The following is a 15056-nucleotide window of genomic DNA, read 5'->3' as shown; positions in this document are numbered from 1 at the left end:
AGATTTAATGAAGGTTTTAGCATAATTATTCATTTATCTGCTTTCATATCCTTTTAAAGCATCAAAGTATCAGTAAAAACAGCATTTACCCTATCAGCGCTGTATCTATTTTATGGTGAATCGACTATGTATTGATGGTTTGATCATTTAAACGCACTGTTTGGACAGCTATGGCTTTTCGGTCAGTAGATAGCTATAGTATTTGTTATTTATTTTCAAACATGCGAAAGGAATTCTTATGCGACCAGTGGTACTGTGTTTTTCAGGCTTGGACCCCTCAGGCGGTGCTGGTCTACAAGCCGATATTGAAGCCATCGGCCAAGCAGGCGCACATGCCACCATCGCTTGTACAGCGGTCACTATACAGAATTCGCAGCAAGTATTTGGCTTTGAAGCTTGTAGCGCTGAATTAGTCAGAAACCAAGCGATGGCAGTACTCGAAGATTTGCCAGTAAAGGCTATCAAATCGGGCATGCTCGGGACCACTGATAATATAAAAATGATGACTAGATTATTCGCTAATAAAGTTATTAAGAAAAATACCCCTTTTGTATTAGATCCCGTATTGGTGGCCAATAGTGGCGGCAGCTTAGGTGATGAGAAAACGTTAGTGACTGCCTTTAAGAAACTGTTACCTTATGCCACTTTAGTTACGCCCAACAGCCATGAGTTACGTGCTTTGAGCGGCGAACAAGACTTGCATGTCGCGGCACGAAAATTATGCGCAGAGGGTGCTTATGCCGTCCTAGTGAAGACCTCACATGACTTTGATAGTGGCGATATCGAGCAGTACTTATATGTAAAAAGTGAAATGATTCATCAAAGCACATTGCCGCGCCTACAAGGTGAGTTCCATGGCTCAGGCTGCTCACTGGCCAGCTTTATCGCAGGACGCTTAGCGATGGGAGATGTGCTTGTAGAAGCAGTTAAAGCAGCAGATAGCTGGATTATCCAGACTTTGCGTGCGGCTGACGTCCCACATCCTAGCGATGCTAAAGCTCAATTGATACCCAATCGCTTCGTCCGCTTTTGACAGATATAGTCGATACTGAATAAAATGGATACACGACACTATCCTGCGTGACTGAGACAAATTTTTCTTGCTTGCTGTGCCTGCGCAGATAGCAGCTACAAAAAATTGGTATCAGTAGTGCCATAGCGTTTTCAGGATATTTTGACTATATTTATAAAACAATAATAGGATCAACAGCATCCGGCAAAAAGGCGCTCTATAAGATATAGAGCGCCTTTTTATTTGAATATTACGATGCCATTATTTTCTTAATTTTGGAGAAATACCGCTTAGCCCAACATTGGCATAAGGCTAGATGTCAAACCACCAATGAATATCTCAAGCAAGTAAAAAGCAAGAAAAGCGACCATTGGCGATAAATCAAGCATGCCTAGGTTTGGTGTGATACGGCGAAACGGTGCCAAGATAGGCTCCGCTAGATTAATAATGATACCGATAATCGGATGCTGAGATTGGGTGAACACCACAATCCAACTGACAATGATGGAACCAATGACTAGATAGCGACACAGGCGCAAAAAGTCCAAGATTAAGCTGGTTGTACCCGTAAAAAATAACGGTACCGGCGAAATTCCTTTATGCATCAATGCCGCTTTACCAGAGATATCAATCAAGCGAATCAAAAACATCAGCACGATAGCGGCAATACTGATACGACCTTGACCGACGGTTGGAAAAATACGCCCAAAGACATCGACAATATGGGTTGCTTTATAAGCAGGCGCAACCATAGGGTCACTCGCGTCCATTCCTGCAAACTGTAGCATAAAACGAATGAACACCAACATCATAGCGAAAGTGGTGACCAAATCAAAGATTTGAAATAACATGTTGCTCATAAAGTGCTACTCAATATGACATTATTAACAGGTTTTAGGATGACAAATGTCATGATTAATATAATGACTCAAGTGCCTCATTAACCTTTGGAAAATGAGGCACTTTATAGGGATAGATAACTATTTACTGAGCTCTTCGCTAAGTGCTTGGCTGCGATCATAACAAGCCTGCATGGCCTCACCTATTTGGCGACCGATTTCATTGTGCTGCATTGACTCAATCGCTGCTTGAGTTGTGCCATTCGGTGAGGTTACTTTACGGCGCAGTTCAGCAGGCAAATCATCACTATTCATGGCCATTTTTGCCGCACCCATCATCGTTTGCAATGCCAGCGCTAACGCTTGTTCTTGATCCAAACCTAATGCAACCGCTCTATCGACCATCGACTCAATAAAGTAAAACATATAAGCGGGCGCTGAACCTGAAACGGCTGTGACCGCGTGCATGTGTTCTTCGTTTTCGACCCACATGACCAGCCCTGATGCTTCCATTACCGCCGTTGCTAATTGCTTTTGTTCGGCAGAAATATTCTCAGTGCCATAAAGACCCGTGGCACCCATCTGAATCATCGAAGGCGTATTGGGCATCGCGCGCACAATATTGCGATAACCATTTAACATGCCAGATAAAACCTCGGTCGACAAACCTGCCGCGACCGAAATCACCAACTGATTATCTAGCGCATCCGCAAACTCACCAATGACCTGTCTCATTACTTGCGGCTTGACTGCCAATACTACGACGTCAGCGCCAATCACGGCAGCTTTGGGATCTTCGCTTGCATCAACCGTGTTCATTTGCTGCTTATCATACTGCTCGCGTGTCTCTTTGCTAGGTGCTGATACGGTGATAAGCTCAGGCTTGACGCCGCAGCCGATAAGCCCACTAATCAAAGCCTGCGCCATGTTTCCGCCGCCGATAAAGCTGATTTTCTTATTATCTAATACTGACATAACTGTCTCCTACTAAAAAACTCAAAAACATTCAAATTGACATAACGAGATATAAAATGACACTCAGTTTACCATACTGCTACTGCTACCGTTTGATAAATTCAAGCAGACATTAGCGTCATTAAATATCGAAAAATCCAATGATCTAAAATGAATAAAGCCAATTTTTAGCGTGTATTATTTGATGCTTAGATGACTGTCAATAAGGTCGTTGAGTAAGGTTTTATTCGTATGAATAGCTACAGGATCAGTGTTTAATATCCAGCGCTCAAAAGGTGATAACAATAAGATAGGAATATCTTTTATTAGCTCGTTTTTGGCGTTCTCTTCATCTATAAACGCCACACTGATGACAACCAAACTCTCGCGTAACCACAATGGAATGCCTAAGTTCTGATATAGTTTTTTGCCTGCTTGCGGGCGTGAAGCCAGTGTCGTTTGAAGACGCTGCTGACGATCTAATGGTGTTATTTTCAGCACTGTTTTAAACGCCGTCTCATCATTATAGTGGTTTAATAGTTGCGCCAACGCGTTTGACGCTACTTGCAGTTGCCAAACAAAATCCTTGCTCGTGCGCAAAGTGATGGATATACATGCACTATGTAAATCATCCTGCATAAAATTAGGATCGCGTACTAATTCTGTTTGTTCGATAAGCGGCATTTTCAGCCCTGCTAGCCACTTATTACTCAAACGATAGAGCTGCTGACGGTAGCGGCGAATGGTATATGACTGCATGCGACCTTGCCAAAATAGCTCGGTTTGATGGTCATGATCACGGCGTTGGCTTAGCGTTAGTGCATCATCTATCAATTGTTTGGCAGGCGGTAACGGCTCATCTTGGCCTAGCCAATGGTGCAAGAGCTGGCGTTGGCGGTGACAAGGTAGCTTTTCTAATTGATCAATATTTAGTACCCGCTGTGCGGGTGGCAGTTGTAATGAGTCAATCGCTGTCTGCTGCATATCTTGGACGGCTTGCGCTCGAACGGTAGATTCTGCATCGCTCAGTAGCTGCGCGCTACGAGCCATATTCTCAATGACATTTGGATTATATGTCGCCAATACTGGCATGATGTCACGTCGCAGTCCGCTACGAACATTATCGCCCGTCTCATTGGTCGGATCGTCGATATAAGGTAGCTTCAAACGCTTGGCATAGGCACTAATATTGGTACGGCGTATCGTGAGCCAAGGTCGCCATAATACTATTCGATGCGCGCCCTGCGTTTGTACTCGCCACGGCTGCATACCCGATAGACCATTGACGCCCGCCCCTTGAATCAACCGCATTAATACCGTCTCCGCTTGGTCATCAGCATGATGCGCTAGTAATAAAACATCCTCTTGATTCATATACGAACGCATAACGTCATAGCGGGCTTGTCGTGCCGCCTGCTCGTCATGGCCGATCACTTTTGCTTGCAAAATATGACAAGGTATCTGCTGCGTCTTTGCCCAGTGATTGATATGCGCCGCCCACTCATCACTCTCAGACTGTAATCCATGATCAACATGTAAAAGCTGTGGTAAAAATGGCAACTTACCTTGCCGATAAAGCTGCACACACAGCGCCGCGAGTGCCAACGAATCACGACCACCACTACATGCCAGCCAAAGCCTGCGACCATGCAGCTGCGTGCCATACTCAGCCATACTATTCAAGACTGCTTGTGCCAAATTATCATCAATTGGCAACGCTGCTATTGGCTCAATAGGATAGGGAATAATTGCGCTGCTGGTCATAATCAGCCTTATTTATTTGATGATCAGATGGGTTATAGGTAGAAAACAGTAAAAATGCTACGGTGCTGCTGGAATGAATGAATTTGCTTATAAGCTGAAATTGATAGGCATAAAAAAACGCGCCATTAACTGACACGTTTTATTTTAGCATTAAGCACAACTCTCTAATATTAAAAGCGTTGCATTTAAGCGGGTAGCATCACTTCTGAGTTAAAGGATTTCAGCTTTTCATAGCGTAGCTCGCAACGCTCTTGCGCGTCCAAGTCTTTGATTTCATCTAATTGTTCAGCAATGAGTGCTTTCAAAGATTTCATCACAGGTTGCGGGTGAATATGAGCGCCCTCTCCTTCCTCGATCACAGCATCGATCAAACCCATTTGATACAAATTAATCGCATTCAATTTTAATGCTTCGCTGGCATCTTTCGCTTTTTCAGCCGTTTTCCACAAGATAGAGGCGCAACCTTCAGGAGAAATGACTGAATAAATACTATTTTGTAGCATATTCACTTTATCACCAACGCCAATCGCAAGTGCACCGCCTGAACCACCTTCGCCGATAATAGTGACGATAATAGGTACTTTTAAGCTAGAAAAAACCGCGATACTTTCGGCAATGGCTTGTGCTTGTCCACGTTCTTCAGCGCCAATACCAGGATAAGCACCTTGAGTATCAACGAAAGTCATCACTGGAATGTCAAAACGCTCAGCCATTTTGACCAAACGAATCACTTTGCGATAGCCTTCAGGGTTTGCCATACCAAAGTTATGAGCAATACGCTCACGAGTACTGCGACCACGATGTTGACCGATGACCATTACTGGCTTGCCGTCAAAGCGTGCCAGTCCACCCAAAATGGCTTTATCATCGGCATAAGCACGGTCGCCATGCAACTCATCAAATTCGGTAAATAGCTGATTAACATAGTCCATAAATAATGGACGCTTGGCGTGTCGTGCAAGCTGCACACTATCCCAGACAGTGCTCATAGACGCTTCCCTTTAATAGTTATACTTGATAATGGCATCGTTATCGATTTTCAGATAATGAAAGTACAGTTGTAAACTCAATAGAAGCTATAGTAGCACATCTTATATGGCATGACATTACCGACAAAGCAGCTTTTGTTACACGAATCTTTAACGCAATAATCACAATCGTAATCTATAAAAGCCTTGGCCCTAAACTTCGATAATACTCAGTGCCACGCCCCATTTAGAGAACTGATCAATTTCAGTATGAAGATCAGCCAACAAGAAAGCATAATGCTCGCTACTATCGGCAATGGCAATTTGCCAGCAGTTTTCATCGATTATTTTTAGTTGTAATTCTGGTAGATCATAGTCGCTACGGCTATGATGCGTCAGTACCGCGAGACGAAGTAATAAACAGAGATAAACCAGCTGATTACCACCGATATTACAAGTCTGCTCGAACATATCCGCTTTGAGCTTACGACGATGATTGAGCATCAACTGCGCCATACGCTTTTGATCGACTTGTGAAAACCCTGGAATATCCGAATATTCGAGCAGATAAGCGCTGTGTTTGTGATAGCTGCTATGACTAATCGCCAGCCCTATTTCATGCAAAAACGCCGCACGCCTGAGCAAGTCGCCGTCCTCATTACTAAGTCCAAGCTTATCTTTTACTTGGTCAAACAGATGGCGACTGGTTTTTACGACTTGTTTGGCTTGTTTTTTATCGCCTGAATAACGCTTGATTAGCGCCAAGACGCTACGATCACGTACGTCTTCGCTCGCAAAACGCCCCAGCATGTCATACATGACGCCTTCGCGTAGCGCGCCATCTGAGTAAACAATGGTCTCTACGCCCAATACTTTCATCACAGCGCGCAGTACCGCGACACCTGCTGGGAATACTGCTTTGCGGTGGTCTTTGACGCCTTCTAAATCAATGTCATTGACGTTGCCAATTTTAGTGAGCAGCTTCTCTAATTTTTTGACACCTTTATAAGTAATGCGTTCTTGCTCATCGGCCCAGCCTTGAGAAACAAGGACGTTGCGCACCGCTTTAATCGTCCCACTAGAGCCAACCACACTACTCCAACCCGTCTTTTGATAACGGCCATTAATCGCTAGCACTTCTTTGCGAGCGCCTGAAATGGCATTATTGAAAGCTTCTTTGGTAATCAGACCGTCCGCAAAATACTTTTGCGTAAAGGCCACGCAGCCCATCTGTAAGCTCTCGGTCAATAGCGGATCAAACTCTTGACCAATGATGAACTCTGTCGAACCCCCACCGATATCAATGACCAAACGCTTGTCACTACTGGCATTGGTATGTGACACGCCCAAATAAATCAAGCGCGCCTCTTCACGTCCTGAGATGATTTCAATGGGCTTGGGCAAAATCTTGTTGGCTTGGGCGATAAAATTATTGGCGTTTTTGGCCTGTCGCAACGCGTTGGTTGCCACGACACGAATGCGTTCGGGCGGCACTGAATCCAAGCGCGCAGCAAAACGGCTCAAACATTCGAGACCGCGACTCTCAGCGACTGCGCTTAAAATATTATGTTCATCCAATCCTGCGGCGAGCTGCACCTTTTCGGACATAGAAACTACTTTTCGTACCTCACCATGGTCAAGACGAGCAATGGCCAAATGAAAACTGTTGGAACCAATATCAATGGCTGCCATCATTTCGTCATCAGTGAGTGGTGGGTTTATCAGGTAGTCAATAGGCATAAGAGAAGTCGTTACCATGTTGGATAAATAAAAAAGAATATTGGTCAAATATTAGGCACATAATAATTATAAGTATGACGGACACACAAAAGAGCAATATCTATTTGAATCGACGTAATTTCGCCATTAAAGCATTTATGCCAAAAACTGGCAAGTAACATAAAATCCTAGCACCATGGTAGACAAACCATAAATAAATAATAGACCGACGCTCGATATCTATTACTTGTGTTAACAATATGGGTTTGCTACATTAAAAGCCACCAATTTTATAATAAATAACAGCGACTTACTGGTTATTTATAAGTATAAGTGCTCTATAAAATTATCACGATATTTATTAAAACGCCTCTTCGATTTTTATTTGATAAACGACCAGCAAGGAAGCTAGAAAAATGAATCAAATTGTCGCACCAAATTCGCCTAAGACAGCAGATGCTCAGGCTATCGATAACGCTAAAAAAGACGTCGTAAAAATTAATCCTCCAGCAGAGCAGAAATTTTATGATTTCTATTTGGATGAACATCAAAACATGGCTTGTCGCCGCCTGCATTTTGCCGGTAGCAGCTTTGGCTTATTAGGATTGGCAAAATCTATCAAAAACCGTTCACCAAAACCATTATTCAAAGGCATTGCAGCAGGGTACGCCTGCGCTTGGATCGGACATTTTTTCTTTGAAAAAAACAAGCCAGCGTCTTTTAAGTCGCCACTAAAAAGCTTTGCCAGCGACTTTCGTATGTATAGCGATGTACTGCGTGGTCGACTAAGTTTAAAAGATCGCAAGTTCGATAAAGTACGATAAAACCTATCTACAAAAAAACCAGCACAGTAACGGATGTACTTGTGCTGGTTTGCTCGTGCTAGTGACTATTTTATTTAAGCACTTAATATAATCAGTCCTAGATAAAAGAGATACAAATATTATCACGCGCTACTGGTGTAAATTTTCCTTGCTTGCTGTGCCGTTGCTGTCAGAGGCAGCGCAAAATTTATACCAGTAGCACTGTGTTTGTTTTATAGTGGATCAACTATATCTAAAACTTTGAACGGTTATGCTAGATTTTTGCCATTTCTGCAAAGATTTCATCAGCTGCTTTAATCGATGCGTCAATATCTGCATCGCTGTGCTTGATAGACATAAAGCCCGCTTCATAAGCAGAAGGTGCCAAGTAAATACCGCGATCAAGCATCCCGTGAAAGAAAGTATTAAACACGTCCATATCGCACTCTGTCACATCGTCAAAATTCTTTGGCGTTGCAGTGTCAGTATCTTTGACAAAGAACATACCAAACATGCCGCCCAATTTATTGGTGCGCATATTGATACCATGTTTGTCAGCTGCCGCTTGAAAACCATCAATAAGCTTATCTACTTTTGCGGCAAGCTCATCGTAAAAACCCTCAACCGTCAAGTCTTCAAACATCGCAATGCCAGCGCGCATTGCCAGTGGATTACCTGATAAGGTACCCGCTTGATAGACACCGCCGAGTGGCGCGATACAAGACATGACTTCTTTTTTGCCACCGAACGCACCAACGGGCAAGCCTGCCCCAATGATTTTACCAAAGCAGGTCAAATCAGGGTCGATACCGAAATGCGCTTGCGCACCGCCCAATCCAACGCGGAATCCGGTCATGACTTCATCAAAGATAAGCACTGAATCATTGGCAGTACATTCTGCACGTAATGTATCATGGAATTCTTGCGTTGGAATGACCATGTTCATATTGCCCGCGATAGGCTCCAAGATGACGCAAGCAATCTCGTCGCCCCACTTTGCAAAACAATCTTTGATCGCTTGTGGGTCATTATAAGGAATCGTAATCGTGTGCTTAGCAAAATCTGCTGGCACACCTTTGGAGGTAGGTTCGCCAATATCGAGCATGCCTGATCCTGCTTTTACCAGCAAGCTGTCTGAGTGACCATGGTAGCAACCTTCGAACTTCACGATTTTGTCACGCTGAGTATAACCACGTGCCAAACGAATCGCACTCATGGTCGCCTCTGTACCTGAGCTGGTCATACGAATCATCTCAACGCTTGGGACGATTTCGCAAATTTTATCTGCAACGGTCGTTTCAAACGGCGTTGGCGTACCAAAGCTTAAACCATCGTCCGCCGCTTTTTTCACCGCATCAATCACTTTTGGATGCGCATGACCCAAAATCATCGGGCCCCAAGAGCCGACATAATCAATATAAGCATTGTCTTCGGTGTCATAAATTTTGCTACCGTTAGCGCGGTGCATAAAAATTGGTGTACCGCCTACGCCAGCAAAAGCGCGAACGGGTGAGTTGACGCCACCTGGAATATGTTTGCGGGCTTGTGCAAATAGTTGTTCGTTTTTAGTACTCATAGTTATTCTCTACTTAATGGTTCTATATTTTCTGACTGATATCAGTTTTATATTTGTTCATTATTCAATCTTTCAAGCCATTACTATATATAGATATATAGTCGATACTGAATAAAATGGATACGCAACACGATACTGCGTGACTGGGACAAATTTTTCTGGCTTGCTGTGCCTTCACAGACAGAGACAACAAAAAATTCATCCCAGCCCCGTTGTGTTCTTTTGATATTGCATCGATTATATACTCTAAATTACGCTTTCTTCACCACAGAAGATTTGAGCTTCATTGGGCCATAGCCATCCAGTTTGCAATCGATATCATGACCATCGCTAGCATCTGGTAGTAGGCGAATGCTTTTTGCTTTAGTGCCAACTTTGATGACGGTTGAAGATCCTTTGACCTTTAAGTCTTTAATCACAGTAACCGCATCACCGTCGTGCAGCTCATTACCAACGGCATCACGAATGACCGCATCTTGATCTTCAGCCTGTGCCGCATCCGTCTCATCTTCTGTCCACTCATGAGCACACATGGGACATACCAGTAACGCACCATCTTCATACGTATATTCAGCATCACATTTTGGGCAATTTGGTAAGCTCATCATTTCCTCGGCAGCGGTTGTGAATTAGGTTTGTTGTCTAGCCAACATTGTACCGTAACTCACCACCTTTCACTAATTTGTACCGTTGAAAACTGTCTGCTGTGCCCAATTTATAACTTAACTCACCACGTAAGATGACATTTTTTATGACTACGATTTTTGTGGTACTCTTCTTAGCCTAAATGAGTTTTATATTCCCTGTTTTATATCGTTAAATTTTACTGCCTATATCTCTAAAAAATAAACATCCATTAGAAGGATAATAATAATGACTCAAGTTTCAACTACCTCACTATTGCCACAGTTTTCACAATTAACCATTCAGGGTGAGGATGCCGAAAAATTCCTACAAGGTCAGCTGACTTGTGATGTCACCAAGCTCGGACTCAGCTACCAAGCTGCCGCCAGCTGTAACTTAAAAGGTCGCATTGAATTCGGCATCTGGATCAAGAAACAAGCAGAAAAACACTTTGACGTGGTCATCAGTGCCGATTGTGCCGATGCTTTGCAAGCGCATTTAAAAAAATTCGGAGCATTTTCAAAGTTTGAGACTAGTGCACCAGCAGCGATTTATCCTTGCGTATTAGCAAATGAGCCGACTTTTAGCCATAAAGATGACCACAATACCCTAGAGGACACGCAGGCTTGGGTGCAATGCAGTATTACCGCTGGCAACTATTGGATCGTCGCCGACACTCAAGGCGAGTTCCAACCGCAAGAGCTGCGTTTGCATCAACGTGGCGGCATGGACTACGATAAAGGCTGTTATTTGGGTCAAGAAGTCATCGCCCGTATCTATTTCAAATCAGCACCCAAAGCATTTTTGCACTATGTAAAAGGCTCGGGTGCTGCACCAACAGCAGGTGCAAAATTGGATAAAATCCAAGTGGTCAATACGCTAACGAAGGCGGATGGCTTTGAAGCGCTTGTAGTGGCTCGCCCAGAACATCTCGCTGAGAGTGATCTGACTGTATTGGACTTACCACCTGCCTTACAAGCGAATGTTGCTCGTCCGAAGTAATACTAAACGATAAGCACATTTTCATGTATTTTTACTAAAATGCAGCAGAGCGTCCTATGACACATATTGCGGTACTCGGAGCAGGCGTGGTGGGCGTGACCACCGCATGGTATCTACGTCAAGCAGGCTATGATGTAACGGTGATCGAGCGCGAATCAGCCGCAGGCATGCAGACCTCGTTTGCCAATGGTGGTCAAATATCGGTATCACACGCCACTCCTTGGGCCAATCCTGCCACTCCGATGAAAGCACTGAAGTGGCTGTTTAAAGAGGATGCACCACTACTCTATCGCTTGCGTGCTGATAAGGCGCAGCTCAAATGGGCCATGCAGTTTTTGCAAGAGTGCCGCGCTGATAGAGCCGATGCCAATCTGGTACAGATGGTTCGTTTAGGACTGTATTCACGCGATGCCTTGCAGCAGCTACGAGCGGATATCGGTATCAATTACGAGCAGCAAACCCGCGGCATTATGCATTTTTATACCAATCAGGCTGAGTTTGATGCAGCTCTCAAACCAACGGAGCGCATGCAAGCGCTTGGTTGTGAGCGCCATGTAATTGACATCAATAACGCCGTCAGTTTGGAGCCAGCCCTTTATCCCATTGCTCACAAGCTCACGGGCGCAACTTATACCAGTCGTGATGAATCAGGCAATGCGCACCTATTTACTCAGCGTCTTGCGCAGCGCTGCATAGAGGCTGGCGTCCGTTTCTTATATGAGACAGAGATTTTAGCCATTAATACAGATACGCACAGTAGTCGCCCGCACGTGTACAGTATTACCATTAGACCCAAAGGTGAAAACGCACAAACCTTTAGTGCTGACAGCCACGTACTAGCCCTTGGTAGTTATAGCGTGCCGCTGATGAAAGCACTCAATATCCATCTGCCTATCTTCCCTGCGAAAGGCTATTCAGCGACTTATCAAGTCAATCCTCGGTCGCCGCACCATGCTCCTTTTGTCAGTCTCATTGATGATGAATTTAAGCTGGTCACCTCACGGCTGGGCGATAAACTGCGGGTAGCAGGTACGGCTGAATTTAATGGCTATAATTTGGATTTAAACCGCGTCCGCTGTGAAGCCATCACCAAACGTGTACAGCAATTATTCCCCAAAGGGATCGTCGCAAGTTCTGTGCAATATTGGACAGGGCTACGTCCTATGACTCCCTCCAATGTGCCCTTAATCGGACGGGCGCATATGGGTCAAGTCCGTCACGGTAGCCATAACGTGGATGCCACTTTTGATAATTTATGGCTCAATACTGGTCATGGCACGCTTGGTTGGACACATGCATGCGGGTCAGCAAAAGCGCTTAGCTTGCTGATACAGGGTGAGACGCCAATAGTTGACTTTGATTTTGTTGGTATAACAACATAAAAAAGGCGCTCTATGTAAGTATATGAGCGCCCTTCTTATTCAAGTTGAAAATTTTAGTCTAGAATTACTTTATGCAGCGCTACTGGATTCAGGGTTGGAATCAATAGTGTTCAAATCAAGCGCTGCTGGCGCGATTGCCTCTAACTGTACTGGCACGCCATTGACGGCCGCATTACCACTTAACGTATCGATAAGTGTATCGTCCGTCAAATCATTCACACTGACGCCCGCATGTGCCTGAGCAATTTTTTGTTTCACGCCTTTGCGACCATGACCCCAACCATGCGGAATACTCACAACCCGCGGCATAAGCTCGTCAGTCACTTCCGCGATGATAGTAACGCTACCGACACGTGAGGTCACCTTCACCTGCTGACCATCCTCGATACCGTACTCCTTGGCCGTTTCTGGATGTAGCATTAACGTACAGCGAGGCTTACCTTTTACCAGTCGATGGCTGTTGTGCAGCCACGAATTGTTGCTGCGTACATGACGACGACCAATGAGCAAAATCTCATTATGATCGTATTGTTGCCTCATTGCTTTGACACGCGCCAAATCTGCCTGATAAAAGTCAACATTGAGATGAATCTGCTTGTCCGTGTGCTTAATAGCCTCTGGCAACATGCTGTGCAATGGTCCCAAATCTATACCGTGTGGATTGTCTATCAGCGCGTCCAATGTGACATCTTTGTAAGGCCCATATTTGAGAGCTTGTCCGAGTAAAAACTTGGGTCCAAATGCTTTTGTCGCTGCACGTTCTTTTTGCGTCGCTTCTGACGCGTCTTTATCCAAACGATTGGCCAATTCTAAATAAATCTCCCAGTCGTGCTTTTCGCTGTCGTTTTTGCTAAATAATGCCGGCGAGTACTTGGCTACATTGTGTACGGCAAAGCCATTAAACGTGACGTCGTAATGATCGCGCTCAAGTGGCGAGACGGGTGGCAAAATGATATTGGCATGACGACTGGTCTCGGTCACAAAATAATCCAATGAAACCATAAAATCTAAGTTTGCCAAGGCTTCATCCAATTTTTCGCCATTGGGCGTGCTCAGGACAGGATTACCCGCGACACTCATAAAACCTTTCAATTGTCCCTCGCCTTCTACCAACATCTCATCTGCCATCGCAACCACGGGATACTCGCCATTAAAGTCAGGCAGATTACTCACACGGCTATGACGTTTGCCCAAATAGCCAGGACCGGAGCTATTCACAACATCGACGGCAGGATTGGGGAACATCAATCCGCCTACTTCATCCAAGCGTCCTGTCACAATATTGATGACCATAGACAGATACTGGCTTAACAAACCAAATTCTTGCACCGATATACCCATACGGCCATAACAGACTGAGCTTTCGGCTTCACAAAACTCTTTGACAATGCGTTTTATTTCAGCGGCGGTAATACCCGTAATATCTGCGACGGACTCAGGCGTGTATTCTTCAGCAAATGAAGCAATACGGTCAATCTCTGGCGCTAACGCTGCGGCTCTGCTATCCACTCGCGCATAACCTTGTGCATAAATTTCATTGAGCATAGCCAGTAATAGTAAAACGTCTTTCGCTGGGCGAATAAAGTGATGTTCGCTGGCGATATCTGCCGTTTCGGTGCGCCTTGGATCAATCACCACCACTTTGCCATCGCGAGCTTTGATGTCTTTTAGTTTTTGGCGCATATTTGGCGCTGTCATAATACTGCCGTTAGAGGCCAGCGGATTACCACCAATGATGAGCATGTATTGGGTGTGATTCACATCAGGGACAGGGATGCGTAGCATATGCCCAAATAAATGCATACTCACGATGTGATGCGGCAACTGGTCAATAGAAGTCGCAGAAAAACGACTGCGCGTCTTTATACTGTGTAATAAATGCTTGATCGTCAACATGCCGCCCATGTTATGGACGTTAGGGTTACCCAAATACACCCCAAACGCATTTTGTCCGTATTTTTGTTGAACAGATTCGATGCCTGCTGCCACTTTGTCCAGCGCGTCCGTCCAGCTAATTTCTTTCCAGCCATTAGCCGTTCTCTCTACAGGAGCGCGCAAGCGATCAGCGTCTTCATGTAAATCTTGCAAGGCAGTCGCTTTTGGGCAAATGTAGCCTTGCGAAAATGGATCGTCTTTATCACCTTTAATCGATAGTACTTTTTTGCCATCATGCTTGATGACGATACCGCACATCGCCTCGCATAAATTGCAGGTTCTAAAGTGTGTTTGTTCATTATCCTTGACTGGTTCACTACTCATGATTGCGCTCCCTATTATTTATTTACTATCGTTCCCACTATATAAATTCCATTTTTAGCGATTTTATGACAACAGTTTCTTTAATAATCTCTATAACTAGCCAGCGATAAGACTAGTGATTATCAAATCATGAGCTTAAGAGTTAGTTTCTTAT

Annotated in this window: 12 protein-coding genes; 4 read left to right on the top strand and 8 right to left on the bottom strand. The window is 44.5% G+C overall.

Features of this window, described 5'->3' with window-relative positions; all coding sequences use genetic code 11:
* Positions 1 to 238 precede the first annotated feature (238 nt).
* The gene (locus JMX48_RS06580) at positions 239 to 1033 is read left to right on the top strand and encodes a hydroxymethylpyrimidine/phosphomethylpyrimidine kinase (RefSeq protein ID WP_201535799.1); all 795 of its coding nucleotides are present in this window, start codon (positions 239 to 241) and stop codon (positions 1031 to 1033) included.
* A 269-nt stretch (positions 1034 to 1302) separates the two neighbouring features.
* Here JMX48_RS06580 and JMX48_RS06575 read toward each other — a convergent pair whose 3' ends face one another.
* From JMX48_RS06575 to ppx, 5 genes are all read right to left on the bottom strand, one after another.
* Positions 1303 to 1863, bottom strand: a complete 561-nt coding sequence (locus JMX48_RS06575; protein ID WP_227687929.1) for a YggT family protein — start codon at positions 1861 to 1863, stop codon at positions 1303 to 1305.
* 129 nt (positions 1864 to 1992) lie between these two features.
* Entirely contained in the window at positions 1993 to 2826 is an 834-nt protein-coding gene (gene proC / locus JMX48_RS06570; protein WP_201535795.1) for a pyrroline-5-carboxylate reductase, read from the bottom strand.
* A gap of 177 nt (positions 2827 to 3003) precedes the next feature.
* On the bottom strand, positions 3004 to 4569 hold the full coding sequence (tilS, locus tag JMX48_RS06565; protein ID WP_201535793.1) for a tRNA lysidine(34) synthetase TilS: 1566 nt from the start codon (positions 4567 to 4569) through the stop codon (positions 3004 to 3006).
* Between the two features lie 185 nt (positions 4570 to 4754).
* The gene (locus JMX48_RS06560) at positions 4755 to 5558 is read right to left on the bottom strand and encodes an acetyl-CoA carboxylase carboxyltransferase subunit alpha (protein WP_201535791.1); all 804 of its coding nucleotides are present in this window, start codon (positions 5556 to 5558) and stop codon (positions 4755 to 4757) included.
* Positions 5559 to 5750: 192 nt separating this feature from the next.
* Positions 5751 to 7259, bottom strand: coding sequence for an exopolyphosphatase (gene ppx / locus JMX48_RS06555; RefSeq protein WP_227687936.1), 1509 nt, complete (start codon positions 7257 to 7259; stop codon positions 5751 to 5753).
* Positions 7260 to 7672: 413 nt separating this feature from the next.
* Between ppx and JMX48_RS06550 the strand changes: the two genes are divergently transcribed.
* Positions 7673 to 8080 (top strand): DUF962 domain-containing protein, encoded by a 408-nt coding sequence (locus JMX48_RS06550; RefSeq protein ID WP_201535787.1) that lies wholly within the window; start codon positions 7673 to 7675, stop codon positions 8078 to 8080.
* Positions 8081 to 8333: 253 nt separating this feature from the next.
* Here the strand turns inward: JMX48_RS06550 and hemL are convergent, their stop codons facing one another.
* Entirely contained in the window at positions 8334 to 9635 is a 1302-nt protein-coding gene (gene hemL, locus JMX48_RS06545; protein ID WP_201535785.1) for a glutamate-1-semialdehyde 2,1-aminomutase, read from the bottom strand.
* Between the two features lie 251 nt (positions 9636 to 9886).
* The gene (locus JMX48_RS06540; RefSeq protein WP_320158143.1) at positions 9887 to 10240 is read right to left on the bottom strand and encodes a zinc ribbon domain-containing protein YjdM; all 354 of its coding nucleotides are present in this window, start codon (positions 10238 to 10240) and stop codon (positions 9887 to 9889) included.
* 268 nt (positions 10241 to 10508) lie between these two features.
* Here JMX48_RS06540 and JMX48_RS06535 point away from each other — a divergent pair, with 268 nt between their 5' ends.
* Together JMX48_RS06535 and JMX48_RS06530 are read left to right on the top strand one after the other, a co-directional pair.
* Positions 10509 to 11261: a YgfZ/GcvT domain-containing protein gene (locus JMX48_RS06535; protein WP_201535781.1), complete on the top strand. Its 753-nt coding sequence runs from the start codon at positions 10509 to 10511 to the stop codon at positions 11259 to 11261.
* Between the two features lie 56 nt (positions 11262 to 11317).
* Entirely contained in the window at positions 11318 to 12643 is a 1326-nt protein-coding gene (locus tag JMX48_RS06530; RefSeq protein WP_201535779.1) for a D-amino acid dehydrogenase, read from the top strand.
* A 69-nt stretch (positions 12644 to 12712) separates the two neighbouring features.
* Here the strand turns inward: JMX48_RS06530 and JMX48_RS06525 are convergent, their stop codons facing one another.
* Complete coding sequence (locus tag JMX48_RS06525; RefSeq protein WP_227687928.1) at positions 12713 to 14902, bottom strand: molybdopterin oxidoreductase family protein; 2190 nt, start codon at positions 14900 to 14902, stop codon at positions 12713 to 12715.
* Positions 14903 to 15056: the final 154 nt, after the last annotated feature.

It is taken from the genome of Psychrobacter immobilis (assembly GCF_904846225.1).
Classification (GTDB): domain Bacteria; phylum Pseudomonadota; class Gammaproteobacteria; order Pseudomonadales; family Moraxellaceae; genus Psychrobacter; species Psychrobacter immobilis_F.
Note: the sequence above shows the minus strand (reverse complement) of the source record. Positions and strands in the feature narration are given on the sequence as shown.

Excerpts from the sequence above, each read along its gene's own strand:
- JMX48_RS06580 (WP_201535799.1), top strand. The coding sequence starts at position 239 with ATGCGACCAGTGGTACTGTGTTTTTCAGGCTTGGACCCCTCAGGCGGT.
- JMX48_RS06575 (WP_227687929.1), bottom strand. The coding sequence starts at position 1,863 with ATGTTATTTCAAATCTTTGATTTGGTCACCACTTTCGCTATGATGTTG.
- proC (WP_201535795.1), bottom strand. The coding sequence starts at position 2,826 with ATGTCAGTATTAGATAATAAGAAAATCAGCTTTATCGGCGGCGGAAAC.
- tilS (WP_201535793.1), bottom strand. The coding sequence starts at position 4,569 with ATGACCAGCAGCGCAATTATTCCCTATCCTATTGAGCCAATAGCAGCG.
- JMX48_RS06560 (WP_201535791.1), bottom strand. The coding sequence starts at position 5,558 with ATGAGCACTGTCTGGGATAGTGTGCAGCTTGCACGACACGCCAAGCGT.
- JMX48_RS06550 (WP_201535787.1), top strand. The coding sequence starts at position 7,673 with ATGAATCAAATTGTCGCACCAAATTCGCCTAAGACAGCAGATGCTCAG.
- hemL (WP_201535785.1), bottom strand. The coding sequence starts at position 9,635 with ATGAGTACTAAAAACGAACAACTATTTGCACAAGCCCGCAAACATATT.
- JMX48_RS06540 (WP_320158143.1), bottom strand. The coding sequence starts at position 10,240 with ATGAGCTTACCAAATTGCCCAAAATGTGATGCTGAATATACGTATGAA.
- JMX48_RS06535 (WP_201535781.1), top strand. The coding sequence starts at position 10,509 with ATGACTCAAGTTTCAACTACCTCACTATTGCCACAGTTTTCACAATTA.
- JMX48_RS06530 (WP_201535779.1), top strand. The coding sequence starts at position 11,318 with ATGACACATATTGCGGTACTCGGAGCAGGCGTGGTGGGCGTGACCACC.
- JMX48_RS06525 (WP_227687928.1), bottom strand. The coding sequence starts at position 14,902 with ATGAGTAGTGAACCAGTCAAGGATAATGAACAAACACACTTTAGAACC.